This window comes from Streptomyces lydicus, from assembly GCF_001729485.1.
GTDB lineage: Bacteria > Actinomycetota > Actinomycetes > Streptomycetales > Streptomycetaceae > Streptomyces > Streptomyces lydicus_D.
Window position 1 is genome coordinate 5,060,866 of the sequence record NZ_CP017157.1, and the last position, 26,064, is coordinate 5,086,929.

Here is a 26,064-nt window from a genome sequence, read left to right on the forward strand (position 1 = left end):
GCCATTGGTACGGTCGGGTACCGACTTCGCCGACCGTAAGGGCGTGGACCGATGCCTGTGGACGCCCTGGACGCCAAGATCCTCCGCCTGCTGCTGGAGCAGCCGCGCACCAGTGTGCGGGAGTACGCGCGGGTGCTCGGGGTCGCCCGGGGCACCGTGCAGGCCCGGCTGGACCGGCTCGAACGGGACGGTGTGATCACCGCGTACAGTCCGCTGCTCTCCCCCGCCGCGCTCGGCCACCCCGTGCTCGCCTTCGTGCACATCGAGGTGACCCAGGGCCGTCTGGAGGAGGTGGCCGAGGCGCTGGCGGAGGTGCCGCAGATCATCGAGGCGTTCTCGACGACCGGCGGCGGGGACCTGCTGACCCGGGTGGTGGCCCGGGACCCGGCGCACCTGGAGGACGTGATCCAGCGGCTGATCAGCCTGCCGGGCGTGGTCCGTACGCGGACGGAGATGGCGCTGCGCGAGCGGGTGCCGCACCGGATGCTGCCGCTGGTGGAGGCGGTGGGCCGGGCGGCGAAGCCACGCTGAGCCGGGCGGGCCGCCGGGGAGCCGTACCGGAGCGCGGCTTGGCATGCTGGACGGCATGAACGCCTCCCCCGCCTCCCGGGTCCCGCCCACTCCGGTGATCTTCGATCTCGACGGCACGCTGGTGGACAGTGAGCCGAACTACTACGAGGCGGGCCGCCGGCTGCTGGCCGGCTACGGCGTGGCCGACTTCAGCTGGGAGCACCACACCCGCTTCATCGGCATCGGCACCCGGGAGACCCTGGAGATCCTGCGCCGCGAGTTCGGTCTCGACGCGCCGGTCGAGGAGCTGCTGGCCGGGAAGAACCGCGTCTATCTGGAGCTGGCCCGGGCGCACACCGAGGTCTTCCCCGAGATGCGGGCGCTGGTGGAGCAGCTGGCGGCGGCCGGGCATCCGATGGCGGTGGCGTCGGGGTCCTCGCGGGCCGCGATCGAGGCGGTGCTGGCCGGCACGGGGCTGGACGCGCTGCTGACGACCGTGGTCTCGGCCGAGGAGGTGGCGCACGGCAAGCCGGCGCCGGACGTGTTCCTGGAGGCGGCGCGGCGGCTGGGTGTCGACCCCGCCGCCTGTGTGGTGCTGGAGGACGCGGCGCCCGGTGCCCTCGCGGCGCACCGGGCGGGCATGCGGTGCATCGCCGTGCCGTACGTGGCCGGCACGGCCGGGGATCCGGCGTTCGCGCACGCCGGGCTGCTGTTCAGGGACGGCCAGCGGGAGTTCACGGCCCGGGCCGCGTACGCGTGGCTGGGACGGCCGGTCCGGTCCTCCTGAGGGCGCCCCGCGGGCCGATGACCGCCGGGGCGGTCATCGGCCCGGCCGCCACCCGGAACCGGGTGGCGGCGGCCGTCACTTCAGGCCGAGCGACGCGCAGGCGGAGGCGAGGTCGCCGGCGCAGAGGAGGTCGGTGCGGACCACGCCGTCGCGTACGACGGTGTCGTTCACATTCTTCTTGGTGACGATCTGAGCCTTGAACAGCCGGGCCGGGATACCGGACTTGCTGCTGTTACCGGCGGTAGTAGTCGTCAGCCCGTTGATGCTCTTCCCGCGCAGCAGCCGGAAGGCGATTTCTGCGGCGGTTTCGGCCTCCGGCCGGACTTCCTTGTAAATGGTGAAGGACTGCGTGCCGGCTATGACCCGCTGCAGCGCGGGGAGTTCGGCGTCCTGGCCGCCGAGCGGCACATTCTTGAGGCCCGCCGCCTTCAGCGCCTCGGCGATACCGCCGGCCATGCCGTCGTTGGCGGAGTACACCGCGTCAAATCCTTGCGGGCCACGGGAGTTGATGACATCCGTCATCTTCTTCTTGGCGATCGCCGCGTCCCAGTCGGGGATGTCCTTCTCGTAGACGACCTTGTGAACCTTGCCGTCCAGGACGTCATGGGCGCCCTTCTTGTAGGACGGCGCATTCGGGTCGGTGGGCGAGCCGTTCATCATGACGACGTCGGCGGCGGCCGCCCGGGAGCCGAGCGCGTCGAGCAGGCCCTGGCCCTGCAGCCGGCCGATCTTCTCGTTGTCGTAGGAGACGTACGCCGCGACGTCACCCTCGGCGAGCCGGTCGTACGCGACGACCTGGACGCCCTTCTTGGCGGCCGAGTCCACCCAGCTCTTGGCCGCCTGCGCGTCGACCGGGTCAAGAATGATGACCTTTACACCCTTCTTCACGAGGGCGTCGAACTGTCTTTTCTGCGTATCGACTTGCTGCTCGGCATTGCCGTAATCGACCTTGCATTCGAGGCACAGCGAGGCTATCCGCGAGGAAATGATGCGGTGGTCGAACTTCTCATAGCGGGCCGCTTTGTTCTCCGGGAGAAGCAGACCTATGGCGTCCTTGCCGGCGCCGGCTTCCTGTTGATCTTTCCCACAGGCCGCCAAGGGCGCCGCGAGCGAAAGCGCCATTGCACTGACGAGCGCGCGCCGCATTATTGCATTCATTTTTTCGGTACCTCCCATGGGGCCGCCTGACCCGGCCCAGAACTGTCGCAGTGAACGTCACGTTCCGCCTGATCGTCAAGAATCGAAGCAATAACGATACGAAAGCGAGCCGCAAGTTGAGTCTCTGAACGGCGTTCACCCACCGGGCTTTCCGGATCGTTCGCTTTGTCGGCGAATTGGCCTTGCTCGCCACGGATGCACCGTTCGACCACTCCTGCGCACTTGCCCGGGGCGCCGCCGCTCCGCCCAGGACCGTCGGACAGGCCCTCAGGGCCCGATGGTCCGCGCGATGTCCAGCGTCAGCCGCTGCCACGGGTCGCGCGGGTCGCGGTGGGTGAGTGCGGCGACGCGGCGCAGGCGGTAGCGCAGGGACTGGGGGTGCAGGCCGAGCGTGCGGGCGGCAGCGGTCGCGGAGCCGGCGTCGAGGTAGGCAGTGAGCGCCTCCAGCAGGTGCCGCCGGCCGGGGTGGACCAGGGGGCCGAGCAGCAGGCGGCTGATCCGGTCGGGGGTGGTGGCCGGGCGACCCGCGAGCAGCGCCAGGACGTGGGCGTCGCCGTCGGTCAGCAGCCGCGCGGGGTGGTGGGCGTGCGCGGGTGCGGTGTCCAGGGCGTCGGCGGCGAGGCGGTGCGCCACGGCGATCCGGTCCAGGGGCTCTTCGGAGACCGCGCAGCCGCGCAGGGCGCGTTCGCGCAGCGCCGCCGCGGCGGTACGGCCGGCCGCGGCGGGCAGCATCAGGACAAGGCGTGAGCCGCGCACCGTCGCCGTCGAGGTGACCTGCGCGTCGTCGGCGCGCGCGGTGAGCGTGGCGAGCAGTTCGGTGGCCGTCTCCCGGGTCACGCCGGGGCCGCCGTCCGGCTCCGCCGGCTCGGCCACCAACAGGCAGTAGGGATCCGGGAGTTGGACGCCCAGCCGGGCGGCACGGTCGGTCAGCGCCCCGACGGAGGCGTGCCGTCCGGCGATCAGGTCGTCGAGCAGCAGCCGCAGCGCCCGGTCCCGGTCCGCCGCGAGGTCCTCGCTGGTGGCGGTGTAGGCGGCGGCCATCTCCTCGGAGAGGGTGTCGAGGGTGGTCAGCGCCATCCGTGCGAGCGCGAAGGCGTCCGCCGCGTCCGGGGGTGGCGTACAGGCCGCGACCTCGTCCGTGAGGGCGGTGACCGCGACCCGGTAGGCCCGCAGGACCGCCTGCACCGGCCGGCCGTCCGCGGCCCGCGCCGCCGCGATACCGCGCAGCCGCCGAAGGTCCGCGGGGGTGAGCGCACCGTCGGTGGCCCACAGGTGCAGCATCCGCTCCAGCGCCCAGGCGGCGATGGCGCGCACCTCACGCAGCCGCTCGTCGTCGAGCGCGGCGTAGGCCGGAACCTGTGCGCGGACGGCGGCGACCAGCGCCGCGACGACCCTCGGGGCGGCGATCAGTTCCTGGCGGATGCGCTCCCGCCCCTCCCGGCCGCCTCCCCGTTCCTTCATCACAAGGTGATGATTCCACCCGCCGGTTGTGCGCAGCACGGTGGACGGAACTTGTCACTGTCGCCAGGATCGCGGTGAACCAGGCGGTCTCACGACGAGAGGCGGGACGTGCGGATGGCGAAGCACTGGGCGGACTTCCAGTACGAGATCTATCTGAACGGCATGACCGGCGCGGTGCCCCGGCTGCCGACCGATCTGACCCGGCTGGAACAGCTCACCGAGCAGCGTCTGGGCCCCGGCCCGGTCGGCTACGTGGCGGGCAGCGCGGGCACGGGCAGCACCGCCGACGCCAACCGGGCCGCGCTGGACCGGCTGCGGATCGTCCCGCGGATGCTCCGCGACGTGCAGCAGCGCGACCTCTCCGTCGAGGTGCTGGGCCGTTCGCTGCCCGCGCCGCTGGCACTCGCGCCGGTCGGCGTGCTGTCGATCATGCATCCGGAGGCGGAGCCGGCCGCCGCCCGGGCCGCCGCGGCGCAGGGCGTCCCCTACATCCTGTCGTCCGCCTCCAGCACGCCGATGGAGGAGGTCGCCGAGGCGATGGGCGACGGTGAGCGGTGGTTCCAGCTGTACTGGGCGAAGGACCGCGAGGTCACCCGGAGCTTCCTGAACAGGGCGAAGGCGGCGGGCTACGGCGCGCTGTTCGTCACGCTCGACACCCCGCTGCTCGCCTGGCGGCCGCGCGATCTCGACCAGGCGTACCTGCCGTTCCTGCACGGCGTGGGCACCGCCAACTACTTCACCGACCCCGCGTTCCGGGCGGGGCTGGCCAAGCCGGTCCACGAGGACCCGAACGCGGCCGTGCGGCACTTCGTGGGGATGTTCGCCGACCCCGCGAAAACCTGGCCCGACCTGGCGTTCCTGCGCGAGAACTGGGACGGCCCGATCGTGCTGAAGGGCATCCTGCACCCGGACGACGCGCTGCGCGCCGCGGAGGCCGGCGTGGACGGCGTGGTGGTGTCCAACCACGGCGGCCGCCAGGTCGCGGGATCGATCGCGGCCGCGGACGCGCTGCCGGGTGTGGTCGAGGCGGCCGGCGACCGGCTCACCGTCCTCTTCGACAGCGGCATCCGCACCGGCGACGACATCGTCAAGGCGCTGGCGCTGGGCGCGCGGTCGGTGCTGGTCGGACGCCCGTACGCGTACGGGCTCGGGCTGGACGGCCAGGCGGGCGTCGAGCACGTCATCCGCTGCCTGCTCGCCGAACTCGACCTCACCCTGGCCCTCTCCGGCCACTCCCGGCCGGCCACGCTGACCGCCGACGACCTGGCCCCCCGGCCCGCCTGACCGCCCCGCCGCTCCTCCATCCGGCACTACGCTCCCCGCCCCCCAACCGGGCCCGTTCGCGGCCCGCACTCCGAGAGGCCACCCATGAAGAACATCCTCGCCGTCATCTCGCCGCACGTGGGCGGCCGGACCGCCGGTGCCGCACTCGCCACCGTCTTCCCCGACCAGGCCAGGGTCACGGTGGTCGAGGCGGCCGACGAGGACCCCGCGGCGCTGCGCGAGGCCCACGTGATCATCACCGGCCTGGGCCCGGTCACCGCGGCGCACCTGGCCGCGGCCCCGCACCTGGAGCTGGTGCAGTGCGCCAGCCACGGCTTCGACTACGTGGACCTGGACGCCGCCCGGGAGCGCGGGATCCCGGTCTGCAACATCGGCTCCAGCGGCGCCGAGAAGCAGAACGTGGCCGAGCAGACCTTCGCCCTGATGCTCGCCCTCGCCAAGCAGCTGATCCCGGCCCACACCGCACTGGTCGAGGCCGACTGGGCACTGCCGCGCCTCCAGCAGTCCCTCACCGAACTGTCCGGCAAGACCCTGGGGATCGTCGGCCTGGGGCACATCGGCGAGGAAGTGGCGCGCCGCGCGGTCGCGTTCGACATGACGGTCGTCTACGCCGGCCCGCGGCCGGTGGCGCCCGAGACCGCGGCGCGCCTCGGCGGCGCCCGTCATCTGAGCCTCGACGACCTGCTGCGCACCTCCGACTACGTCAGCCTGCACGCCCCGCTCACCGACGGAACCCGGCATCTGCTCGACGCCGAGCGGCTGGCGCTGCTCAAGCCCACCGCCTTCGTCGTCAACACGGCCCGCGGCGCCCTCATCGACCAGGACGCCCTCGCGGACGCGCTGGCCGCCGGCGCGCTCGCCGGCGCCGGTCTCGACGTCTTCGACCCGGAACCGCCGACGGCGGCGCTGCGCCTGCTCAAGGCCCCGAACGTGGTCCTCTCCCCGCACGTCGCGGGCGTCACCCGGGAAACCCTGATCCGCATCGCGCTGGCCGCCGTCCAGAACGTCGCCGACCACCTGGCGGGCAAGCCGCCGCGGGACGTCGTGTCCTAGACGAGTAAGTCCGAAGTCTTCGGGCGCATGAAGCGAGGGTCTCGTTGGTTCGTTTGTGACGACAAACCTGGAGACCCTCGCGACTGCACTGTACGTGAGGATCGATGACTCTCTGGCAGGAACGCGGCGGACAGGGCGTCCACCGAGGCTGACGGATGCCGAACTGTTGACGCTCGCGGTCATGCAGGCCGTACTCGGCTTCGTCTCCGAGGCCCGCTGGCTGCGGTTCGCCCGCACCCATCTGGCGGCCGAGTTCCCCTACCTGCCCGAACAGTCCGGCTACAACAAGCGCCTGCGGGCCGCGAACACCCTGCTCGGCCGCTTCATTCGCACCCTCGCCCGCGACACGGATCTGTGGCACGACGACGTATGGATCGTGGACTCCACACCCGTGGAATGCGCCCGCTCACGCCCCACCGTCAAACGCTCCGACCTGGCCGGCTGGGCCGCTTACTCCTACTGTCCCTCGCACTCACGGTTCTTCTGGGGCCTGCGCCTGCACCTGATCTGCACACCTGGCGGACTACCGATCGCCTGGGCTCTGGCCAACCCCAAGACGGACGAACGCGAAGTCCTCACAGGCATGCTCACCCAGGACGCCGACCTGCTGGCCACCCGCCCCGGGCAGACGGTTATCGGCGACAAGGGCTACGTCTCCAAGCACCTCGACGCCTTCATGGCCCAACACGGCCTGACCCTGCTGCGGCCCAGCTACCGCAACAAAAAGCCCCGGCCAGGAGAGCACCTCCTCAAACCGATCCGGCAGCTGATCGAGTCGGTCAACGACACCCTCAAAGGCCAGCTCGACCTCGAACGCCACGGAGCCAGAACCCCAGCCGGAGTCCTGGCCCGCGTCGGACAACGCATCCTCGCTCTCACCGCCGCGATCTGGCACAACCGGGCCACCGGAACACCGATCACACGATCACTGATCGCCTACGACCACTGACCAGCACTTCGGACTTACTCGTCTAGGACCTGTTGTCGTACGGGTCGGGCCCGGCCTGATCCGAACGACTCCCCCTAGATGAATGAGTCCGATGTTCCTGCTGGCCGCGACCATGGCGAAGGGCGCCCGTTGGCTTGTGTGTGACTACCAGCCTGGACGCCCTTCTGGCGGCACTGTACGTGTTCATCGACGACCACGTGGTCCCTTGTCGCCGGATTGGGCGACCTCCGAAACTGACAGACGCCGAACTGCTGTGCCTGGCCGTCGCCCAAGTCCTGCTCGGGTTTCCCTCTGCCCGGCACTGGGTCCGCTTCGCCCACGCCAGACTGGGACACCTCTTTCGCTACCTGCCCCAGCAATCCGCCTACAACAAGCGTCTGAACGCGGCCGGACCGCTGATTTCCCAGGTGATCGAAGCACTGGCCCGCCAGGTCCCTACCTGGCACGACGACCTGCGCCTGATCGACTCCACCCCGCTGCCCTGCGCTGCCTCGCGCGAGACCGTCAAACGCTCCGATCTGGCCGGACATGCCGGCTACGGCTACTGCCGCAGCCACTCCCGCTTCTTCTGGGGATTGCGGCTCTACCTGGTCACCACCGCCGAAGGCATGCCCGTCACCTGGTGCCTGGCCAACCCCAAGCTCGGCGAACGGGAAGTGATGACCGCCCTGCTGGAACGCGACCACCACCTCATCCGAGCTGGGCAGGTGGTCCTGGCCGACAAGGGTTTCGCGAGCAAGGGGTTCGAAGCCTTCCTCACCGAGCGACTCGGCGTTCACCTGGTGCGGCCGGACCGCAAGGACGAGCCGGTCCGGCACGGGAAGATCACCCGTGTCCGTCAGTGGATCGAGGCCGTCTTCGGCACCCTCAAAGGCCAGCTCAGCCTCGAACAGCACGGAGCAAGAACCCCGATCGGAGTCTTCGCCCGCACCGGCCAACGACTCCTCGCCCTGGCAGCCTGCATCTGGCACAACTGGACCACCAACGCCAAGATCAAACGATCCCTGATCGCCTACGACCACTAAGAACATCGGACTCAACCATCTAGGCGCCGGGCGCGCGGAAGTCGACGTCCTGTCGGGCCGCCTCGTCGATCTCCTCGACCGTCAGCAGGGGCACCGTCCTGGACTGCAGCGCCCCGGAGGCGCGGACGGTCATCGCCACCGCGGCCATCGACAGCGGGTCGGGGAAGTCGATGACGCAGTACAGGTCGGCGTCCCCGTAGGCGAAGTAGATCGCCTCCACCGTGCCGCCGCGGGACCTGACGACCTGCTCGACGGCGGCCCGGCGGCCGCTCCCGCCCTCGGCGAGCAGTCCCTTCGCGCCCTCGGAGGTATAGCTCGCCTGAACCAGATATTTCGGCATCCCGCGCACTCCTGTGCTCCGACGGCCCGCTGCCAGTGCGGCTACCGCCACTATGACCCGTCGTGCCGCGGCTTCCGCTGCGGTGTTCCGCCGAACGGTGCCGAGCCCCGGGCACGCGTCAGGTGAGCGGCGGGAAGACGACCCCGGTCAGTTCCTCGGACGCCGTCCACAGGCGCTTGGCGCTCTCCGGGTCGCTGGCCGCGGCCGAGCGGCCCACCATCGCCGGTCCGCCGCGCGCCTCGCCGAGGCCGTCCGGGCCGAGGTAGGCGGCGCCGGGCAGGTCCTGGGTGGCGGCGTAGAGCGTCGGCAGGGCGCCGGCCCGGCTGTCCTGGGCGAGCACGCGGTTGGTCACCCGCATGACGGCTCGCCGGACGGCGCTGGCGTCGTGGCTCTGCAGGTTGGTGGCGGCGTAGCCGGGGTGTGCGGCGAGGGCCCGTACCGGGGAGCCGGCCGCGGTGAGGCGGCGCTGCAGCTCCAGGGTGAACAGCAGGTTGGCCAGCTTCGACTGGGAGTACGCGCGGTAGGGGGTGTACGCGCCGGTGAGGTTCAGGTTGTCGAAGTGGATGCGGGTGCCGGGGGGCGTCTTGTGTGCCGCGGACGCCACGGTGACCACGCGGTCGGTGACGTGCGGCAGCAGCAGGTTGGTCAGCGCGAAGTGGCCGAGGTGATTGGTGCCGAACTGCGTCTCGAAGCCGTCCTTGGTGCGGGACTCGGGGACGGCCATCACCCCGGCGTTGTTGATCAGCAGATCCAGGTCGCCCTGCCAGGCCGCGGCGAACGCGCGCACCGAGGCGAGGTCGGCGAGGTCGAGGCGGCGCACTTCCAGGCTGCCCCTGGCGGTGCGGACGGCGGCGGCCGCCTCCTCGCCGCGCCGGACGTCCCGGACGGCGAGGACGACATGGGCGCCGGCCCGGGCGAGGGCTTCGACGGTGGCGATGCCGAGCCCGCTGTTCGCGCCGGTGACGACGGCGGTGCGGCCGGTCTGGTCGGGAAGGTCGGCGGCAGTCCAGCTGCGCGCCTTGGAGGTGTGAGCCATATTTTCAATGTAGGCGTCGACAACAATGCTGTCAATGACAACAATGTAGCTGGTGATTACATCGACGCTAGGGTGGTGGACATGCAGACTCGTCGTTACCACCACGGAGACCTCCGCGCCGCGCTGCTGAGCCGTGCCGAGCAGACGCTGCGGGAGCGGGGGCCCGGCGCGCTGTCGTTGCGGGAACTGGCCCGCGACCTCGGCGTCAGCCACGCCGCGCCGAGCCGGCATTTCAAGGACAAGCAGGCCCTGCTGGACTCGCTGGCGCTCGTCGGGTTCGACCGGATGCTGGCGGAGCTGACCGCGGCCCGCGACGAGGGCTCCTCCTTCGCCGAGCGCCTGGGTGCGCTGGCCCGTGCCTACGTGGGCTTCGCCACCGCCAACGCGGAGCTGCTCGACCTCATGTACGCGGTCAAGCACGACCCGGCGGCGTCGCGGGCGCTGCTGGAGGCGGTGCACCGGGCGGTCGCACTGGCCGAGGAGCTGATCGCGGAGGGCCAGCGCACGGGCGAGGTGCGGCCGGGCCCGGTGGACCGGGTCAGCATGCCGGCCTTCACCACCCTGCACGGCTTCGCCGGCGTCGCGGTGAGCAGCGGGCTCTCCCCCGAGGAGACGGAGGCCGGACTCGGCGACGTCATCGCTTACATGCTGCGGGGCTGCGCCGCCGAGGGCGACGGGAGTTGACGGCGCGCCACCGCGCCCGGTCACGGCGCCGGGACCGGTCGTTCCTTCCGGGGACCGGTCCCGGGCGCCGGGGGCGTACGGTGCCGGGCGTCAGGCGCGGCCGAGGAGCAGGCCGGCGCGCTTGAGGCAGGTGACGTAGCCGTCGAGCAGGGCGTCGTCCACCGGCGGGCAGGACGTGCGCCACGACGGCCAGACCTGGTCGGTGCGGGTGCGCCGCACCGCGGGGAAGACGGTGTCGAAGTACATCTCCTTGACCGTCACGAGGGCTCCGGAGTCTGGACGACGTCGCGCAGATAGCGCATCAGGGTGATCAGGACGTCCCGGCTCGACGCCCGCTGGCGGGCGTCACACACCACGATCGGCACCTGCTCGGGCAGGTCCAGTGCGCTGCGCAGTTCCTCGGTGCGGTACGACGAGGCGTCGGGGAAGGCGTTGACGGCGATCACGAAGGGCACATCGGCCTCTTCCAGCCGGCCGATCACGTCGAAGCTGACTTCCAGACGCCGGGTGTCGACCAGGACGATGGCGCCGAGGGCGCCTTCGAAGAGGCCGTTCCACAGGAACCAGAACCGCTGCTGTCCGGGCGTCCCGAACAGGTAGAGCACCAGCTCCTCGTTCAGGCTGATCCGGCCGAAGTCCATGGCCACGGTGGTCGCCGTCTTGCGCTCCACGCCGGAGACGTCGTCGACGTCGGTACTGGCCTCGGTCATCGTCTCCTCGGTGGTGAGTGGCCTGATCTCACTCACCGAGCGGACGAGCGTCGTCTTGCCGACGCCGAACCCGCCGACGATCACGATCTTGACGGCAGAGGAGGCCGAGGACGGCAACCGGTCCTCGCGCGCCGGCTCCATGACCGTGTCAGAGCTTCTGGAGACCATCGATAACCGCCTCTATCAGTGCTATGTCGGGGAGGTTGGAGGCCGGCGCGCGGGCCTCCACCCGCCCGTCGGCCAGGAGATCGGTGAGCAGTACGCCGATCACACTCGCGGGCAGCGCTAAATGCGCCGAGACCTCGGCCACGGACAGCGGAGACCGGCAGACCCGGAGGATGGCCGCGTGCTCGGGCTGCATGCCCGGTTGCGAGTCCTCCAGGGAGACGATCAGTGTGACCAGGTCGAGTTCGGCCTGTTCCTCCGCGCCGGCGCGGCCCCCGGTGATCACGTACAACCGCTCAGGACCACCCTTGTCCCAGTCCTGGTCGGATTCGCTCACGCCGTCCGCCCGTCGGCGCGCGGCGGGCTGGTGAGGTGGGCGCCGATCCGGGCCACCAGGTCGCGCATGCAGGAGCCGACCAGGCCCGCGTCCACGCCCTCGTCGGCGAGCACCGCCAGGTGGGCACCGGCACCGGCGGCCATCAGGTACATGAATCCGCCGCTGACCTCGATGACGACCATCCGCATCCGGCCGTCGCTCTGCGGGAATTCGGACGCGACCGCTCCGGAGAGGCTCTGCAGGCCGGAGCCGATGGCGGCGATCCGGTCGGCGGTGTCCGGGCTGGTGTCGTAGCGGGCCATGCACAGGCCGTCCGACGACAACACCACGATGTGACGGGTCTGCGGGACGCTCTCCGCGAGGTCCTTGAGCATCCAGTCCATGTCCGCGCGCTGATACATCGGTTACTCACCCTTGTCTGACGTGTCGTTGCTGGTCCGGGCGGGTGCCGACGGCGGCCTCTCGCCGGAGAGGCCACTGTGCAGCTCGGCCATCCAGACGCCGGGCGCCGGTTCCTCGTGTGCGACCGCCGCCGGGCCCGGTCCGGTGGGGAACGTCGTGCGGGCCGTCTTACGGGCCGGATCGGGGGTGCGCCGCCGCCGCTGGGGCAGTCCGCTGGCGGTGACCTCGGGGGCGGCGGGCTGCTCCTCGGCGCGGTCCGCACGGGTCACCGCGAACGCACCGGTGTCCTCGGTGCCGGTCCGCGCGGCGGAACGCTCGCGCGGCGCCGGGGCCGCGGTCGACGGGGCGGGCCGCGCGGAGCGGCGGGTTTCCGGGCGCGGGCCGGAGGCGGCGCCGATGCCGTGCGCCAGGCCGGTGGCGGGCGCGGTGGTGATCGCGCCCTTCGGCACGGTCAGCACCGCGCGCACACCCCCGTAGGCCGAGGGCGGCAGCGACACCTGGAAGTCGTAGGTGCGGGCCAGCCGGCCGACCACCGCGAGGCCCAGACGGGGCGACTCACCGAGGTCCTTGAGGTCGATGCCGGCGCGGGCCTCGGTCAGCATCCGCTCGGCGCGGGCCCGGGCCTCCTCGCTGAGGCCGATGCCGCCGTCCTCGATCTCGATGGCGATGCCCATGTGCACCTCCACCGCCGTCAGATGGACGCGGGTCTTGGGCGGCGAGTAGCGCGTGGCGTTGTCCAGCAGCTCGGCGAGCGCGTGGATGAGGGGTTCGACGACGGGTCCGACGACGGCGACCTCGGCGACCGAGTGCAGTTCCACGCGCTGGTAGTCAAGAATCCGGGACATGGCACCGCGCAGCACGCTGTACAGGGGCACCGGCTTGCTCCACTGGCGTCCCGGCCGCGCGCCACTGAGGACGGCGATGCTGTCCGCGAGCCGGCCGATGAGGGCCGTGCCGTGGTCGAGCCGGAGCAGGTCGGCGAAGAACGCCGGCTCCTGCCCGTGCCGGTCCTCCATGGCGCGCAGGTCCGTCGCCTGCTGGTGCACGAGGGCCTGGACGCGGCGGGCGACGTTGACCACACCGCGCTGCGCGGAGTCACGCATGGTCTCCTCGGCCTGGACGGCCTCGACCACGGACCGCAGCAGGGCCCCGTGCGCCGCGCGGAACTGGGGGCTGAGTCCGCTGTCCGTGGCGGCCAGTGACAGCAGCACGTCCTCGGCGAACTCGCCCTCCTGAAGCTTGCCGACCGCCGCCGGGAGCTGCTGCTCGGCCAGCCGGACGGTGGCCGCTTCCTGCTGCTGGAGGTGCGACAGGAGCAGTGCCTCGCGTTCGGCGGAGACGGTGCGGAGTTCGGCCAGCGCACGGCCGCGCCGTGCGGCGGCGGCCGACACCAGGGCGATGATCCCGGTGGCGACGACGCCGCACCAGACGACCGCGCCGGTGGCGGCGGCCGGCACCAGTACGGCGGTGACCGCCGTTGCCACGGCCGCCGCGGCAGGGGGTGCCGACCACGCCGCGACAAAGCCGGAATGTGTGCTTCCGGGCGACGACGCAGTACCAACCATCAGCATCCTCAATCATGGGGGGCTACGGAAGCACGGTGGGATGCGGCACAGCAGGAACGACAGTGTCGGGCTTACCTCACCCACTCAAGGCGGCAACAAAGCCATGAGCTGGATTGCGCCGGAATCACAACTCCGACGAACTCAACTGGTTGCACTATAGCCAGAATTGATCACCAGTCGTAATTGCACAGGGTGTGCTGTCCGGGAGCTGAGACGGGCATCACACGTGTCGCTGCACGGTTTTGGCGCTCCGTCACCCATGCTGCCGCATCCGGCCGCGCTGCCGCACGCACCGTGGGCACGGCGGTCGTTCAGGTGGCGCTGTGCGGGTGGCCGGCGGTTGCCGAACGCGGCGGCCAGGTCTGGGGCGCGAGGATGCCCAGGACGTAGGCGCGCGCGACCAGGGCGCAGCGGGTCGGGGCGTCCAACAGGTCCCGCAGCCGGCTGAGGTGGTAGTCGACGGTCTGCCGTGACAGATGCAGCGAGGCGGCGATCTCCCCGTTGCTGCGGCCGGCGGCCAGCAGGGACAGGATCCGGATCTGACTGGCCGTCAGCGGAGGGTGCGCCTCGTGGGCGAGGCTCTGGTGGGTGATCACCGCCCAGACGCTCTCGGCACGCGACGGGCCGCGGCCCACGGGCGTGAGGTGCAGCCGAACCCGGCGCTGCCGGCCGCGGCCGTCGACGAGCACGGCGGAGGTCTGGATCCGCCGGCTGCGGCGGGCTATCAGGTCCTGCCAGCTCCGCCGGAGCCCGGCCAGCTCCGGGACGGGCGCGAGCAGGGTGTGCGCCCGGCGGCCCACGAGGTCCGAGAGGCGGGTCTGCAGCAGCTCGGCAGCCGCCGCGCCGGCCTGCAGGACCCGTCCGCCCACGGAGAGCATGGCGCAGGGCAGCCCGCTGTGGTCGCGCAGCGCGCACAGGCTCTCCTCGGCCTCCCGGCGCTGGTCGAGCGCGCGGGTGTAGTCGCTGATGTCGAGGTAGATCCCGGCCACACACATCTCGGTCCCCTCGCGGACCGGGAAGCGGTGGCCGGCCGCGTACCCGCTGGTGCCGTCCGCGCGGTGATACGTGAGGGTGTGCCGCACCGGCCTGCCGCGGCTGAGGACGTCCTGGTCCAGGGCGAGGACCTGAGCGGCGTCGGCGGGGGCGTCGACCTCGTGCACGTACTTGCCGACGACGTGCTCCGGTGTGGTGCCGTACAGGTGCGCGTAGGCGTGGTTCGCCCACAGGTAGCGCCCGTCGGCGTCCCGGATGAAGGCCGCGGCGGGGGCGAGGTCGGCGAAGGCGTCGTAGCGGCGGGGACCTGACGGGGCCGGGCCGACCTCCACCGCCACCCCGCGCATGCGGTCCTGCCGGGGCGGGTCGAGGGGCCAGTTCACCTCGAAGACCCGGCCGTCGAACGCCTGCCAGTGCCGCTTCCCGTCGCCGGCGGGGGTGGGCAGCTCCCGGCACACGGTGTCGAGGAAGCGCTGGGCGGTCCGGGTGTCGTCGAAGGCTCCCCCGCCGCTGTCGATCACCCGTAACTCACGGTCGGCCTCCCACCAGGACACCGGAAGGTGTTGCAACAGCGACTTCAGACCGGTCTCGTCCACGACGGCCCCTCTGTGGTGAAGAGTTCAACGGATGCACGGCGCTCGCCACCGCCATGCGTATCCCCCGCCACTGCGGCGTATTCCCGGTTCTCGGCCGATCCGGCGGAACCGGCCGCAGCCCCATACGGCATCACGGAAGCTTCACCGCGGACCGACGAACTCCACAACTCTGGCATTTGCCTGAGCGCCCGGCGCCCGCGGCGGCAAACGGGGGGCCGCCCGGCTGCTTCCCTGGAAGGAGGGCGTCCGGACACCGGGGGCGGGCGCCAACAGCCCATCGCCAGAACTTCCTTCATCTGCAGAGGAGTCGAATTCCAGTGGACACGGTGCTGTTTGTGCATGCCAAGGGCGGTCCGCCCTTGGGGTATGCCCTGTCACGGGTCGCCGCGCGGTCGGCAGTGCACCTGCTGGCGCTCAGCACACTGCCATCCGCCGTCGCCGCGTCCGCCGACCGCGCGTGCGCGTCCGTGACGACCGCCGACGGGCCCGAGCGCGGCGACCTGGTGTCCCTGATCGTCACCCGGGCCCGGGAGGTCGGCGCCGACGCGGTGGTCACCTTCTCCGAGTACGCCGTCGTCGCGGTCGCCGAGGCATCCGAGAAGCTCGGCCTCCCCGGCGCCGGCAGCTCCTGCGCGCTGGCCCGCGACAAGCGGCTGATGCGCCGCGTCTGGAGTGAACGGGGCATCTCCCAGCCTCGGTTCCGCCCGGTGGCCGACGAGCAAGACCTGCGCGACGCGGCCGCCGCGCTGCGCCTCCCCCTGCTGCTCAAGGCCGCCTGGAGCGCCGGCTCCACCGCGCACCGGATCATCCGCTCCGCCGACGAGGTCCCGGCGGCCTGGCGGCGGGCGCGCGAGGTGATGGCCGAAAGCGCCGTACTGGGCTACGCCGAGCTGCACGTGGCCGACGCCGGGGCCGACTTCCTGGTCGAGGAGATCGTGCCGGGCACCGCGGAGGGCTGGTTCGACCAGCCGGGCTGGGGCGACTACGTCAGCGTCGAGGGCGTCGTCGCCGACGGCGTCTTCCACCCGGTCTGCCTCAGTGGCCGGATGCCGACGGTGGAGCCGTTCACCGAACGCGCCGGCATCACCCCGGCCGCGCTGCCCGCCGACGCCCAGCAGCGTGTCGTGGCCCTCGCCCGCGAGGCCGTCGACGCGCTGGGGCTGGAGAACTGCGGTACCCACACCGAGATCAAGCTCGGTGCCGACGGCCACATGTGGGTGATCGAGACCGCCGCCCGGTTCGGCGGGGCGATGACCGTCCCGCAGATCGAGGAGGTCTTCGGTCTGGACCTCATCGGCATGCTCGTCGACCATCTGCTGGGGCGCCCGGTGACCTGGCCCGAGGAGGCCCGTACCCCCGAACAGGCGCGCGGCGCGGCCGGCTCCTTCGTCGTGCTGGCCGTGGACGGCGCCGGTGACGCCTGGCCGGACCGGCGGCGCTGGGACTTCCCCGCCGTACGGGACGCCGTGCCGCTGAGCGCCGGCAGCCGGCTGTCGGTCGTCGCCGAGAACTCGCTGCCGGACGGGACGCCGGTCCCGGAGTACGACCCCGCCGCCGGCGCCAACACGATGGCGGCGCTGTGCCTGCTGTCCGCCGACGCGCCCGAAACCGTTCTGCACGACTTCCGCACCCTGGTGGACGCCCTGCCGCGGGTCCTCCCCCGGGTCGAAACCATGGAGGCGCGCTCATGAGCACCGTGACCACCACGGCCCAACCGTCCGCCGGGCCGCGCCCCGTCTGCGACCGTACGACGGTCGGCGAGCACCTCTCCCTGCCCCTCTTCCGCGCCCTCTCCGGCACGCTGGCCGGCCACCCGTACCTCAAGGTCGTGGTGGACCGCGCCGAGCACACCTGGCACCTGCTCGACACCGCCGTCCACCCCTTCCACGTCGACTACATCGCCACCCGCGTGCTCGGCATGGAACTGCCGGAACTCGACGCCTGCCTGGACTCCTTCAACGCCTCGGTCTACACGGACCCCGAGCGCCGGTTCCTGCTCGGCGTGCTCTCCCTGCACACCGACGAGGACCCCGAAGGACGGGAGCGGCCCTTCCTGGTCCTGGAGACCACCGAGGCCGACACCATGACCGGCCCGCTGCTGGAGGAGTTCTACACCTTCGTCCGCCACCGGCTCGACGGACGGCTGCCGCTGCTGCTGAAGCCGGCGAACCACGGGCAGGAGCACGAACTCGCCGCGATCAGCGACGTCCGGGTGCCGCGGATCCTCAGCCACGAGCTCTTCGGCAACCGCACCCGTACCCCGCTCAACCCGGGCGAGGCGGTCGGCCGGCTGCGCCACTTCCGGACCGGCGAGGAGTACGCGGCCGCCGCCGGCACGCTCGGCTGGTCCGACATCGTCGCCATGCCGTGCCTGCCGGACGACATTCCGCGGGTCGCCGGCTTCATCAACACGGCGCCCACCACCCCGCTCTCGCACACCAATGTCCTCGCCTCCGGCTGGGGCATACCCAACGCGATCGTCCGCGACCTGGAGCGGCTCGTCGCGGCGGACGGCCTGGCCGGCGCCTGGGTCCGCTACACGGTGCACGACGACGACATCACCCTCGAACGGCTCGCCCAGGCGCCGACGTCCGACGCCCCCGTCTGGCACCAGCACCGGATCCGGCTGCGCACCCCGCTGCTGGAGGACGTACCGGCACTGCCGCTGGACCGGCTGCGCCACACCGACCAGGACCGCTACGGCACCAAGGCGGCCAACCTCGGGGAACTGCACCACGTCCTCGACAGCCACACCGTCGACCTGACCGCGTTCCACGGCCGGCCGCGACCGCCGCGCGCCGACCTGTACCCCCATCTCGCGGCCCGTCTGGGCGTGCCGCCCACCACCCGGGGCGAGGAACTCCGCGCCGCCGCACGCGACTTCACCCGCAGCACGGTCTCCGCCCCCGAGGGCATCGCCCTTCCCTTCGCCCTGCAGCACCGCTTCCTGATCTCCTCCCCCGCCGTGCAACAGGGCATCGGCAAGCTGAAGATGGCCCTGGAACTCGACGCCGTCGACGCGGTGGACCCGCTCTGTCTGCAGTTGCAGCAGCTGATCAAGCAAGCCCCGATGCCCGACGAGGTGGTCCGCGAGATCACCGCGGCGCTGCCCGGCGGCCCGGATGCCGCCGGCCGTCTCGTGGTGCGGTCCTCCTCCAACGCCGAGGACCTGCCCGGGTTCTCCGCGGCCGGGGTGTACGACTCGATCACCACGGTGCACGGCACCGGGGAACTGCTCGACGCGGTACGCCAGGTGTGGGCGTCCCTGCTGTCGGCGCGCAGCGTCCGGCTGCGCCACCAGGCGGGCATCTCGCTCGACGACACCTACATGGGCGTGATCATCCAGCGCTACCGGCCCGCGGACCTCGGCGGCGTCCTGGTGACCTGCAACCCGACCCGGCGGGTGGACTTCCGCAACGTCTACCTCAACTGCTCCCCCGGCTCGCCCGAGACCGTCGTCGACGGCACCGCGCTGCCGCTCCAGTACCTCTACAACACCGTGGAGGGCGGCGGCCGCACCGTCGCGCTGGGCTCGTCCGCCGAGGACCTGCCGGCCGGCACCCGGCAGCGGCTGGCGCAGCTGGCCCTGACCGGACGGCTGCTGCAGTCGCACTTCAGCGACACCGACGTGGACCAGCCGCTGGACATCGAATGGCTGATGACCGATCAGGGCGGTTTCCACCTGGTCCAGATCCGCCCCTACGCACGGTGAGCGGCCGGCTGACCGGCCGGGGCACCGCCCGCGCGGCCCGTACGAAGGGCGCGCCGCTGACCCCGCGGGCCCGCCGGATCATCCGGCTGAACAACGGCTTCCAGCTGCTGTTCAACCTGCTGTGGTGGATGCCGGTGTTCTACGCCTACCAGCGGCAGGCAGGGCTGTCCGACGGCCAGATCTTCGGCATCCAGAGCATCTACTACCTCGCGTTCTGCCTCTTCGAGATCCCCACCGGCCTGGTGGCCGACCGCATCGGCGCCCGCAACTGCCTGCGGGCCGGGGCGGTCGTGATGACCGCGGCGAACCTCACCCCGGTCTTCACGCCCAGCTACACCGGTTTCCTCGTCCACTTCCTGCTGATCGCCGCCGGCCGCTCGCTGACCTCCGGCGCGGCCAGCGCCTACCTCTACGACGGCTTGCAGGCCGAGGGCGCGGACGCCCACTATCTGAAGGCCGAGGGCCAGGCCCGCGCGCTGGGCCTGGCCGCGAAGGTGCTCTGCTGGCCGCTGCTGGGTCCGCTCATGGCCCTGGCGCACCCCGCCCCGTACGTGCTGAGCGCCGCGAGTGCGGGCGGCTCCTTCCTGTGTGCCCTCCTGCTGCCGCGCCAGGTGGCGCACCGGCCCGCGGTGAGCGCCGCCCGAGCCGGCCGGCGCGGACCCGGGTTCCTGCGCGAGGCGGTCACCGCGGTGCGCTGCGTGTGCACCACCCCGTGGCTCGCGCTGGTCGTGGTGCAGGGCGTCGCCGTGTTCACCCTCTCCCGGATCTGCCAGGTCAACCTCTTCCAGCCGGTGCTGCTGGACCACGGCATCGGCGAGGGCTCGCACGGCACCGTGCTCGCCGCCATGACCGTCGCCGAGGCGGTGGCCTCGGCCCGTCCGCAGTGGCTCAGCACGCGGCTCTCCCCGGTCGCCTGGGTGTCGCTGCTCAGCCTGGCCATGGCGGCGGCCCTGGCGGGCATCACACTGGGCGGTCCCTGGACGGTCGTCGCGCTGCTGTGTGTGTTCGCCGCCGTCACCGGCTTCGCCTATCCGCTGCAGCGCAAGCTGGTGAACGACGCCGTGCCGGCGGGCGCCCCGCGCGCCACCCTGCTGTCCGTCGAGAGCATCGTCGACCGGGGGGTGTGCGCGCTGGCGGCCGTCGCCGCGGGCGCCTACCTCTCGGCGGGCCGCCTGGACACGCTGCTGTGGCACAGCGCGCTGGCCACCGCCGTCCTGCTGACCGTCCTGCACCTGCTGCTGCGCCGGCACCGTGGCGCCGCCGGGCGGCGGCCACCGGCCCCCGAGGCCACCGGACCGCTCCCCGAGGACACCCTGCCGCCGGCCCCCTGCGCGGAAGCGCTGCCGGCCCCGCCACCGGCCCCGGCCCCGGCCGGCACGACAGGAAGGGTGTGAGTTCCGCGGCCATACTGGAGGGATGCGGCGTACGGATACCGGGCGCTACGGCGAGGACGCGTTCCGCCCGGAGGAGACCGGCGAGGCCGACCGCATCGACCTGGGCGCGCTCGCCTACGACGGGGCGACCACCGCCCGGCTGGCGGCGCTGGGCGCCGGCCCCGGCTGGCACTGCCTGGACCTGGGCGCCGGGACCGGCACCGTCGCCCGGTGGCTGCTGTCGTCGGCGGGGGTCAGCTCCGTCCTGGCGGTGGACCGCGACACCCGGTTCCTCACCGACCGGCCCCCGGGGTTGGTGGTGCAGACCGCCGACATCACCGCGCCCGGCTTCGACCCCGGCTTCTTCCACCTCGTGCACGCCCGGTTCGTGCTGATGCACCTGCGCTCCTGGCGCCGCATGATCGCCAGGCTGAGCACCCTGCTCGTCCCGGGCGGGGTGCTGGTGCTCAGCGACGCCGTCGACCTGACCACCGCCACCGCACCGGCCACCCCGTACACCCTGGTGATGCGGGCGATGTGGCGGGCCCTGCGGGAGACCATCGGTACGGACATCTCCTGGGTGCCCGACTACCCTTCCCTGCTGCTGGAGGAGGGGCTGCGCTCGGTGGCCGCCGAGATCCAGGTGCCCCCGCTGCTCCCCGGCAGCCCTGTCAGCCGGTTCTGGGCCGAGACCTGGGAGCGCACCCGGGAGGCCCTCCTGGCCACCGGCCAGGTGGACGCGGCGCAGCTCGAACAGGCCCGGCAGTCCCTGGAGTCGCCGGATTCCGCCGCGCTCGCCCCCGGGATGCTCACCGCGTGGGGTTGGAAGCCGCCGCACCCGAGCGCCGTCTGACGCCGGCCGCGCGGGGCGTCGGCGGCCGGTCCTGGTGGATCGGCGTCCGCGCCCCGGTCAGAGGCAGGCCCGTACCGCCCTGCCGGACCGCGACGATCTCGGCGGCGATGGACAGCGCGGTCTCCTCGGGGGTACGCGCGCCGAGGTCGAGGCCGATCGGGGAACGCAGCCGCGCCAGTTGGGCTTCGCCGACGCCGGCCTCGCGCAGTCGTGCGGTGCGGTCCTCGTGGGTGCGGCGCGATCCCATCGCGCCGACGAAGGCGACCGGCAGCCGCAGCGCCACCTCCAGCAGCGGGACGTCGAACTTGGCGTCGTGGGTGAGGACGCACAGCACCGTGCGCCGGTCGGTCTCGGTGCGCTGGAGGTAGCGGTGCGGCCAGTCGACGACGATGTCGTCGGCGTCCGGAAAGCGGTCCGGGGTGGTGAAGACCGGGCGGGCGTCGCACACCGTCACGTGGTAGCCGAGGAACTTGCCGGTGCGCACCAGTGCCGCGGCGAAGTCGATCGCACCGAAGACGATCATGCGGGGCGGTGGCACGCTCGACTCGACGAACAGCGTCACGGGTACCCCGCAGCGCGAGCCGCTCTCCGAGAGTTCGACGCTGCCGGTGCGGCCGGCCGCCAGCAGCGCGCGGGCCTCCGCCACCGCCGTGCGGTCCAGCTCCGGCTGCCCGCCGAGACCTCCCTCGTACGTCCCGTCGGGCCGTACGAGCAGGGCGTGGCCCAGGAGTTCGGCCGGGCCCCGGGCCACCCGGACCAGCGCCGCGGCCTCGCCACGCGCGGCGGCCGACAGCGCCGCCGTGTACACCGCCCGGTCGGGCCCGCTCACCGGCGTGACCAGGATCTCGATGGTCCCGCCGCAGGTCAGGCCGACGGCGAAGGCGTCCTCGTCGCTGTAGCCGAACCGCTCCAGGACCGTGCCGCCGTCCTCCAGCGCCTGTACGCAGCTGTCGTAGACCGCCCCTTCCACGCAGCCGCCGGAGACCGAGCCGACGGCCGTGCCCCGGCCGTCGACGGCCAGCGCGGCGCCCGGCGGGCGCGGTGCGCTGCCGCCGACGGCGACGACGGTGGCGACGGCGAACTCCCGTCCCTCCTCGGCCCAGCGGTGCAGCTCGCCGGCGGTGTCAAGCACCCGGTGCTCCCCCGGCCGCCCGCAGGACGCGGTCCGGCCGGATCGGCAGGTGCCGCTGGCGTGCGCCGGTGGCGTGCCAGACCGCGTTGGCGATCGCCGCCGCGGCTCCCACGATGCCGATCTCACCGATGCCCTTGATGCCGACCGGGTCGTCCGGGTCGGGGTCGTCCACCCAGTCGGCCTCGATGTGCGGTACGTCGGCGTTCGCGGCGAAGTGGTAGCCCGCGAGGTCGGCGCCGACGTGGCCGCCCGATGCCTGGTCCCTGGTGGCCTCCTCGTGGAGTGCCATGGACAGGCCCCAGGTCATGCCGCCGATGAACTGGCTGCGCGCGGTGAGGGGGTTGACGATGCGGCCCGCGGCGAAGATCCCGAGCATCCGCCTGACCCGCACCTCGCCGGTGCTGACGTCCACGGCGACCTCGGCGAACTGCGACCCGAAGGTGTACCGCTCCTTCTTCGCCTGCGCCAGCGCGCCCACGGCCGCGGAGGTGTCGGACCGTACGGTGATGCCCTCGGGCGGTACGGCGCCGCCGAGCGCCAGCCGCTCCCGCAGTTCGCCCGCCGCGGTGATGATCGCCCAGGCCCACGAGCGGGTGCCCATCGAGCCGCCCGCGAGGATCGCCGGCCCGAAGGAGCTGTCCGCGATCCGCATCCGGATGCGCCCGGGCGCCACCTCCAGCGCATCGGCGGCCACCTGGGTCAGCGCGGTCCGTGCGCCGGTGCCGACGTCGCTGGCGGCGATCCGCACCGTGAAGGTGCCGTCCGCCTCCGCCGTCACGACGGCGGTGGAGGGCGCCGACAGCATGGGGAACGTGGCGGCGGCCGTGCCGGTGCCGAGCAGCCAGCGCCCGTCGCGGCGGATGCCGGGCCGCGGGTCGCGGTCCGCCCAGCCGAACCTGCGGGCGCCTTCCTCGAAGCAGGCGAGGAGGTTGCGGCTGCTGAACGGCAGTCCGGACAGCGGCCCCACGACCGGTTCGTTGCGCACGCGCAGCGCGATCGGGTCGACACCGCACTTCTCGGCCAGCTCGTCGACCGCGCATTCCAGCGCGAAGGAGCCCGGCGCCTCGCCCGGTGCGCGCATGTAGGTGGGGGTGGGGACGTCGAGCGGGACGACGCGGTTGACGCTGTGGTGCGCGTCCGCGTCGTAGAGCGGGCGTCCGTAGTCGGCGCTGCGCTCGACGAATTCGTACACCGTCGAGGTCAGGCAGTCCGCCTGGTGGTCGAGGACCCGCAGCCGCCCGTCGGGGTCGGCGCCGAGCCTGACGCGCTGTGCCGTGGGGCTGCGGTAGCCGGTGAGCGTGAACATCTGCCGACGCGTCATCACGACCCGGACCGGGCGGTGCAGGACGGTCGCCGCCATCACCGCTCCCACCGCGTGCACCCGGGTCCCCTTGGACCCGAAGGCGCCGCCGATGTGTTCGGAGCGCACCCGCACCGCGTCCGCGTCGAGCGAGAACAGCTTCGCGAGCTCGTCCGCGACGAACCGGCTGCCCTGGTTGGAGTCGACGACCTCCAGCCGGCCGCCGTCCCAGTGGGCCGTCGCCCCGTGCGGCTCCATCGGGCTGTGGTGCTCTTCCGGTGTGGTGTACTCCGCCTCCACCACGACGGCGGACGCGGCGAGTTGGGCCTCCAGGTCGCCCTTGCCGGCCGCCGAGCCCTCCGGTGTGCGCATACCGGGGCGCCCCGCGGAGAACGCGACGTCGTGCGGTTCCGTGTCGTACTCGACCGTGAGTGCCTCGGCCGCCTCCCGGGCCTGCTCGGAGGTCTCCGCGACGACCAGGGCCACCGGCCAGCCGACGTAGGGCACCCGGTCGTGCTGGAAGAGCTGGAGAACCGGGTCGGGCGGTCCCAGCGGTCCCATGTAGTCGCCTTCGACGCGCGGGGCGTTGCCGTGGTGCAGCACGGTGAGGACGCCGGGCATCTCGAGGACGGGACCGGCCGCCACCGACCGGATCCGGCCGCGGGCGACGGTGGACAACACGAGCCAGCCGTGGGCGAGTTCGGCGAACGGTATCTCGCCGGCGTAGCGGGCCGCGCCGGTGACCTTGGCCAGGCCCTCCACCCGGGTGTGGGCGCTGCCGACGGCTCCGCTCAGCCCCGTGGTTCCCGTCGTCGTGGTCATCGGCCGGCCTCCTCGGTGAGCTCGGTCAGCAGGGCGACGACGAGATTGCGCATCAGTGTCACCTTGTATCCGTTGTCGGGCAGCGCCTGGGCGGCTGCCAGTTCGGCGTCCGCGGCGGTGGCGAACGCCTCGGCGGTCGCCGGCCCGCCGGTGAGCACCCGCTCGGCCTCCCGGGCCCGCCACGGCCGGGACGCCACCGCGCCGAAGGCGAGCCGCACGTCGTGGACGACGCCGTCGCGGACGTCGAGGGCGGCGGCGGCCGAGCCGATCGCGAAGGCGTAGGAGGCGCGCTCGCGCACCTTGCGGTAGCGGGAGTGGGCGGCGACCGGCGCCGGCGGGAGGGTCACCGCGGTGATCAGCGCGCCGGGCGGCAGCGCGGTCTCCTGGTGCGGGGTGTCGCCCACCGGCAGATAGAACTCCGCGAGCGGCACCTCGCCCGGGCCGTCCGCGGTCTCGTACGAGACGACGGCGTCGAAGGCGGCCAGCGCCACCCCCATGTCCGAGGGGTGCACGGCCACGCAGTGCGCGGAGGCTCCGAGGATCGCGTGGTTGCGGTGCTCGCCCTCGACGGCGGGGCAGCCGCTGCCCGGGGTGCGCTTGTTGCACGGCTTGGACAGGTCGGTGAAGTAGCCGCAGCGGGTGCGCTGGAGGAGGTTTCCGCCGACCGTGGCCATGTTGCGCAGTTGCCCGGAGGCGCCGGCCAGTACGGCCTGTGTCAACGCCGGGTACCTGCGGCGGACTTCGGGGTGTGCGGCGAGGTCGCTGTTGCTGACCGTGGCCCCGATGCGCAGCCCGCCGTCGTCGGTGGCCTCGATCCGGTCGAGGGGGAGGTCGCGCAGGTCGACCAGGAGGGCGGGCCGCTCCACGCCGGCCTTCATCAGGTCGACGAGGTTGGTGCCGCCGCCCAGGGCGCGCGCCTCGGGGTCGGCCCCCAGCACGGCGAGCGCACCGGGCACGTCGTGGGCCCGCTGATAGCCGAATTCCCTCATGCCGTCACCTCCGCGTCGCCGGTGGCCTTGGCCCCGGCGGCCCGTGCGACCGCCCGGACGATCGAGACGTACGCACCGCAGCGGCACAGGTTGCCGCTCATCCGCTCCCGGATCTCCTCGGCGGTCAGCGGCGGCACCTGGGGGCCGGGCCGCACGTCGGCGGTCGCGGCGCTCGGCCAGCCCGCCGCGTGTTCCTCGATCACCGCGATGGCCGAACAGATCTGCCCCGGGGTGCAATAGCCGCACTGGTAGCCGTCCAGATCGAGGAACGCCTGCTGCACCGGGTGCAGTTGCTCGCCGTCCGCCACGCCCTCGATGGTGGTGATCTCCCGCCCTTCGGCGGCCACCGCGAGCTGGAGGCAGGAAACGGTCCGGCGGCCGTCGAGCAGCACCGTGCAGGCGCCGCACTGCCCTTGGTCGCAGCCCTTTTTGGTGCCCGTCAGATCGAGGCGTTCCCGCAGGGCGTCGAGCAGGGTGGTGCGGTGGTCGACGGGCAGCGCGTGCTTTTCGCCGTTGATGTTCAGGGTGATGGCGCTGGACGTCGATAGGGCCATGAGCAGCCTTCTTTCGCGTATGAGAGGCGCGGCGGGCGTCGGGCGCGAGCCTGACGCCGGCGTGGTCGAGCGGGTGCGGCGGGAACGCGTGGGCAAGCGGCACTGGGGCACGGGAGCGACGTGGCGCAGGGGACGATCCCGGCGGCAGATCCTTGGGAGATGGCGCTGTACGGTACGTCGGCTCGGGTGCCGAGGGGGGTGTGGGGCGGATGCGAGGGGTACGGAGGAGTGACAGGCCGGCCGCGGCAGCCCCCGACCGTCCACGCCGGCCGCA

25 protein-coding genes are annotated in these 26,064 nt (G+C 72.5%); 11 read left to right on the forward strand and 14 right to left on the reverse strand.

The window, feature by feature from the left end:
- The first annotated feature begins 51 nt into the window (after positions 1-51).
- Entirely contained in the window at positions 52-531 is a 480-nt protein-coding gene (locus SL103_RS22080) for an Lrp/AsnC family transcriptional regulator (protein ID WP_069570689.1), read from the forward strand.
- Positions 532-586: 55 nt separating this feature from the next.
- Complete coding sequence (locus tag SL103_RS22085) at positions 587-1,297, forward strand: HAD family hydrolase (RefSeq protein ID WP_069574010.1); 711 nt, start codon at positions 587-589, stop codon at positions 1,295-1,297.
- A gap of 75 nt (positions 1,298-1,372) precedes the next feature.
- Here the strand turns inward: SL103_RS22085 and SL103_RS22090 are convergent, their stop codons facing one another.
- Both SL103_RS22090 and SL103_RS22095 read right to left on the reverse strand, forming a co-directional pair.
- The gene (locus SL103_RS22090; protein ID WP_069570690.1) at positions 1,373-2,455 is read right to left on the reverse strand and encodes a sugar ABC transporter substrate-binding protein; all 1,083 of its coding nucleotides are present in this window, start codon (positions 2,453-2,455) and stop codon (positions 1,373-1,375) included.
- A 267-nt stretch (positions 2,456-2,722) separates the two neighbouring features.
- The gene (locus SL103_RS22095) at positions 2,723-3,916 is read right to left on the reverse strand and encodes a PucR family transcriptional regulator (RefSeq protein ID WP_079145906.1); all 1,194 of its coding nucleotides are present in this window, start codon (positions 3,914-3,916) and stop codon (positions 2,723-2,725) included.
- 114 nt (positions 3,917-4,030) lie between these two features.
- Here SL103_RS22095 and SL103_RS22100 point away from each other — a divergent pair, with 114 nt between their 5' ends.
- From SL103_RS22100 to SL103_RS22115, 4 genes are all read left to right on the forward strand, one after another.
- The gene (locus SL103_RS22100; protein ID WP_069570691.1) at positions 4,031-5,200 is read left to right on the forward strand and encodes a lactate 2-monooxygenase; all 1,170 of its coding nucleotides are present in this window, start codon (positions 4,031-4,033) and stop codon (positions 5,198-5,200) included.
- Positions 5,201-5,284: 84 nt separating this feature from the next.
- Positions 5,285-6,253: a 2-hydroxyacid dehydrogenase gene (locus tag SL103_RS22105; RefSeq protein ID WP_069570692.1), complete on the forward strand. Its 969-nt coding sequence runs from the start codon at positions 5,285-5,287 to the stop codon at positions 6,251-6,253.
- Between the two features lie 55 nt (positions 6,254-6,308).
- The gene (locus SL103_RS22110) at positions 6,309-7,202 is read left to right on the forward strand and encodes an IS982 family transposase (protein WP_069567627.1); all 894 of its coding nucleotides are present in this window, start codon (positions 6,309-6,311) and stop codon (positions 7,200-7,202) included.
- Positions 7,203-7,342: 140 nt separating this feature from the next.
- Positions 7,343-8,227: an IS982 family transposase gene (locus SL103_RS22115; protein WP_069569095.1), complete on the forward strand. Its 885-nt coding sequence runs from the start codon at positions 7,343-7,345 to the stop codon at positions 8,225-8,227.
- A 19-nt stretch (positions 8,228-8,246) separates the two neighbouring features.
- Here SL103_RS22115 and SL103_RS22120 read toward each other — a convergent pair whose 3' ends face one another.
- Both SL103_RS22120 and SL103_RS22125 read right to left on the reverse strand, forming a co-directional pair.
- A complete protein-coding gene (locus SL103_RS22120; RefSeq protein WP_069570693.1) occupies positions 8,247-8,567 on the reverse strand; it encodes a GYD domain-containing protein in 321 nt (106 codons plus the stop codon).
- 118 nt (positions 8,568-8,685) lie between these two features.
- A complete protein-coding gene (locus SL103_RS22125; protein ID WP_069570694.1) occupies positions 8,686-9,603 on the reverse strand; it encodes an oxidoreductase in 918 nt (305 codons plus the stop codon).
- Between the two features lie 81 nt (positions 9,604-9,684).
- Here SL103_RS22125 and SL103_RS22130 point away from each other — a divergent pair, with 81 nt between their 5' ends.
- Entirely contained in the window at positions 9,685-10,287 is a 603-nt protein-coding gene (locus SL103_RS22130; protein ID WP_069574012.1) for a TetR/AcrR family transcriptional regulator, read from the forward strand.
- Between the two features lie 90 nt (positions 10,288-10,377).
- Here the strand turns inward: SL103_RS22130 and SL103_RS38000 are convergent, their stop codons facing one another.
- The 6 genes from SL103_RS38000 to SL103_RS22155 form a co-directional block, all read right to left on the reverse strand.
- Complete coding sequence (locus SL103_RS38000; RefSeq protein ID WP_164492880.1) at positions 10,378-10,548, reverse strand: hypothetical protein; 171 nt, start codon at positions 10,546-10,548, stop codon at positions 10,378-10,380.
- Positions 10,545-11,165, reverse strand: coding sequence for a GTP-binding protein (locus SL103_RS22135; RefSeq protein ID WP_069570695.1), 621 nt, complete (start codon positions 11,163-11,165; stop codon positions 10,545-10,547). Before SL103_RS22135 ends, SL103_RS38000 begins: the two co-directional genes overlap by 4 nt.
- On the reverse strand, positions 11,146-11,499 hold the full coding sequence (locus SL103_RS22140) for a DUF742 domain-containing protein (protein WP_069570696.1): 354 nt from the start codon (positions 11,497-11,499) through the stop codon (positions 11,146-11,148). The genes SL103_RS22135 and SL103_RS22140 overlap by 20 nt, the downstream gene beginning before the upstream one ends.
- Positions 11,496-11,900 (reverse strand): roadblock/LC7 domain-containing protein, encoded by a 405-nt coding sequence (locus SL103_RS22145; protein ID WP_228332586.1) that lies wholly within the window; start codon positions 11,898-11,900, stop codon positions 11,496-11,498. Before SL103_RS22145 ends, SL103_RS22140 begins: the two co-directional genes overlap by 4 nt.
- Positions 11,901-11,903: 3 nt before the next feature.
- Positions 11,904-13,466 (reverse strand): sensor histidine kinase, encoded by a 1,563-nt coding sequence (locus SL103_RS22150; protein ID WP_397736312.1) that lies wholly within the window; start codon positions 13,464-13,466, stop codon positions 11,904-11,906.
- A gap of 311 nt (positions 13,467-13,777) precedes the next feature.
- A complete protein-coding gene (locus tag SL103_RS22155) occupies positions 13,778-15,055 on the reverse strand; it encodes a PAS domain-containing protein (protein ID WP_069570698.1) in 1,278 nt (425 codons plus the stop codon).
- A gap of 317 nt (positions 15,056-15,372) precedes the next feature.
- Between SL103_RS22155 and SL103_RS22160 the strand changes: the two genes are divergently transcribed.
- The 4 genes from SL103_RS22160 to SL103_RS22175 are packed head-to-tail and all read left to right on the forward strand — an operon-like array spanning position 15,373 to position 20,993.
- The gene (locus SL103_RS22160) at positions 15,373-16,746 is read left to right on the forward strand and encodes an ATP-grasp domain-containing protein (protein WP_069570699.1); all 1,374 of its coding nucleotides are present in this window, start codon (positions 15,373-15,375) and stop codon (positions 16,744-16,746) included.
- Positions 16,743-18,767, forward strand: a complete 2,025-nt coding sequence (locus tag SL103_RS22165) for a PEP/pyruvate-binding domain-containing protein (protein WP_069570700.1) — start codon at positions 16,743-16,745, stop codon at positions 18,765-18,767. The genes SL103_RS22160 and SL103_RS22165 overlap by 4 nt, the downstream gene beginning before the upstream one ends.
- Positions 18,764-20,161 (forward strand): MFS transporter, encoded by a 1,398-nt coding sequence (locus SL103_RS22170; RefSeq protein ID WP_079145907.1) that lies wholly within the window; start codon positions 18,764-18,766, stop codon positions 20,159-20,161. The genes SL103_RS22165 and SL103_RS22170 overlap by 4 nt, the downstream gene beginning before the upstream one ends.
- A gap of 22 nt (positions 20,162-20,183) precedes the next feature.
- Positions 20,184-20,993 carry a class I SAM-dependent methyltransferase gene (locus SL103_RS22175; protein ID WP_069570701.1) on the forward strand — a complete coding sequence of 270 codons (810 nt, stop codon included), beginning with the start codon at positions 20,184-20,186 and terminating at the stop codon, positions 20,991-20,993.
- Here SL103_RS22175 and SL103_RS22180 read toward each other — a convergent pair.
- From SL103_RS22180 to SL103_RS22195, 4 genes are read right to left on the reverse strand one after another with little or no spacing between them, the layout of a single operon-like run.
- Positions 20,950-22,125: an XdhC family protein gene (locus SL103_RS22180; RefSeq protein WP_069570702.1), complete on the reverse strand. Its 1,176-nt coding sequence runs from the start codon at positions 22,123-22,125 to the stop codon at positions 20,950-20,952. The two genes, SL103_RS22175 and SL103_RS22180, sit on opposite strands and share 44 nt — an antisense overlap.
- Positions 22,118-24,247 (reverse strand): xanthine dehydrogenase family protein molybdopterin-binding subunit, encoded by a 2,130-nt coding sequence (locus SL103_RS22185; RefSeq protein WP_069570703.1) that lies wholly within the window; start codon positions 24,245-24,247, stop codon positions 22,118-22,120. The genes SL103_RS22180 and SL103_RS22185 overlap by 8 nt, the downstream gene beginning before the upstream one ends.
- A complete protein-coding gene (locus SL103_RS22190; RefSeq protein ID WP_069570704.1) occupies positions 24,244-25,236 on the reverse strand; it encodes an FAD binding domain-containing protein in 993 nt (330 codons plus the stop codon). The genes SL103_RS22185 and SL103_RS22190 overlap by 4 nt, the downstream gene beginning before the upstream one ends.
- Positions 25,233-25,790, reverse strand: coding sequence for a (2Fe-2S)-binding protein (locus SL103_RS22195; RefSeq protein WP_069570705.1), 558 nt, complete (start codon positions 25,788-25,790; stop codon positions 25,233-25,235). The genes SL103_RS22190 and SL103_RS22195 overlap by 4 nt, the downstream gene beginning before the upstream one ends.
- Between the last annotated feature and the right edge of the window lie 274 nt (positions 25,791-26,064).

Coding starts and splice junctions, on each gene's coding strand:
- SL103_RS22130 (WP_069574012.1), top strand. CDS start 9,685: ATGCAGACTCGTCGTTACCACCACGGAGACCTCCGCGCCGCGCTGCTG.
- SL103_RS22135 (WP_069570695.1), bottom strand. CDS start 11,165: ATGGTCTCCAGAAGCTCTGACACGGTCATGGAGCCGGCGCGCGAGGAC.
- SL103_RS22100 (WP_069570691.1), top strand. CDS start 4,031: ATGGCGAAGCACTGGGCGGACTTCCAGTACGAGATCTATCTGAACGGC.
- SL103_RS22185 (WP_069570703.1), bottom strand. CDS start 24,247: ATGACCACGACGACGGGAACCACGGGGCTGAGCGGAGCCGTCGGCAGC.
- SL103_RS22165 (WP_069570700.1), top strand. CDS start 16,743: ATGAGCACCGTGACCACCACGGCCCAACCGTCCGCCGGGCCGCGCCCC.
- SL103_RS22090 (WP_069570690.1), bottom strand. CDS start 2,455: ATGAATGCAATAATGCGGCGCGCGCTCGTCAGTGCAATGGCGCTTTCG.
- SL103_RS22190 (WP_069570704.1), bottom strand. CDS start 25,236: ATGAGGGAATTCGGCTATCAGCGGGCCCACGACGTGCCCGGTGCGCTC.
- SL103_RS22085 (WP_069574010.1), top strand. CDS start 587: ATGAACGCCTCCCCCGCCTCCCGGGTCCCGCCCACTCCGGTGATCTTC.
- SL103_RS22120 (WP_069570693.1), bottom strand. CDS start 8,567: ATGCCGAAATATCTGGTTCAGGCGAGCTATACCTCCGAGGGCGCGAAG.
- SL103_RS22125 (WP_069570694.1), bottom strand. CDS start 9,603: ATGGCTCACACCTCCAAGGCGCGCAGCTGGACTGCCGCCGACCTTCCC.
- SL103_RS22175 (WP_069570701.1), top strand. CDS start 20,184: ATGCGGCGTACGGATACCGGGCGCTACGGCGAGGACGCGTTCCGCCCG.
- SL103_RS22150 (WP_397736312.1), bottom strand. CDS start 13,466: ATGGTTGGTACTGCGTCGTCGCCCGGAAGCACACATTCCGGCTTTGTC.
- SL103_RS22145 (WP_228332586.1), bottom strand. CDS start 11,900: ATGTATCAGCGCGCGGACATGGACTGGATGCTCAAGGACCTCGCGGAG.
- SL103_RS22105 (WP_069570692.1), top strand. CDS start 5,285: ATGAAGAACATCCTCGCCGTCATCTCGCCGCACGTGGGCGGCCGGACC.
- SL103_RS22095 (WP_079145906.1), bottom strand. CDS start 3,916: ATGAAGGAACGGGGAGGCGGCCGGGAGGGGCGGGAGCGCATCCGCCAG.
- SL103_RS22195 (WP_069570705.1), bottom strand. CDS start 25,790: ATGGCCCTATCGACGTCCAGCGCCATCACCCTGAACATCAACGGCGAA.
- SL103_RS22080 (WP_069570689.1), top strand. CDS start 52: ATGCCTGTGGACGCCCTGGACGCCAAGATCCTCCGCCTGCTGCTGGAG.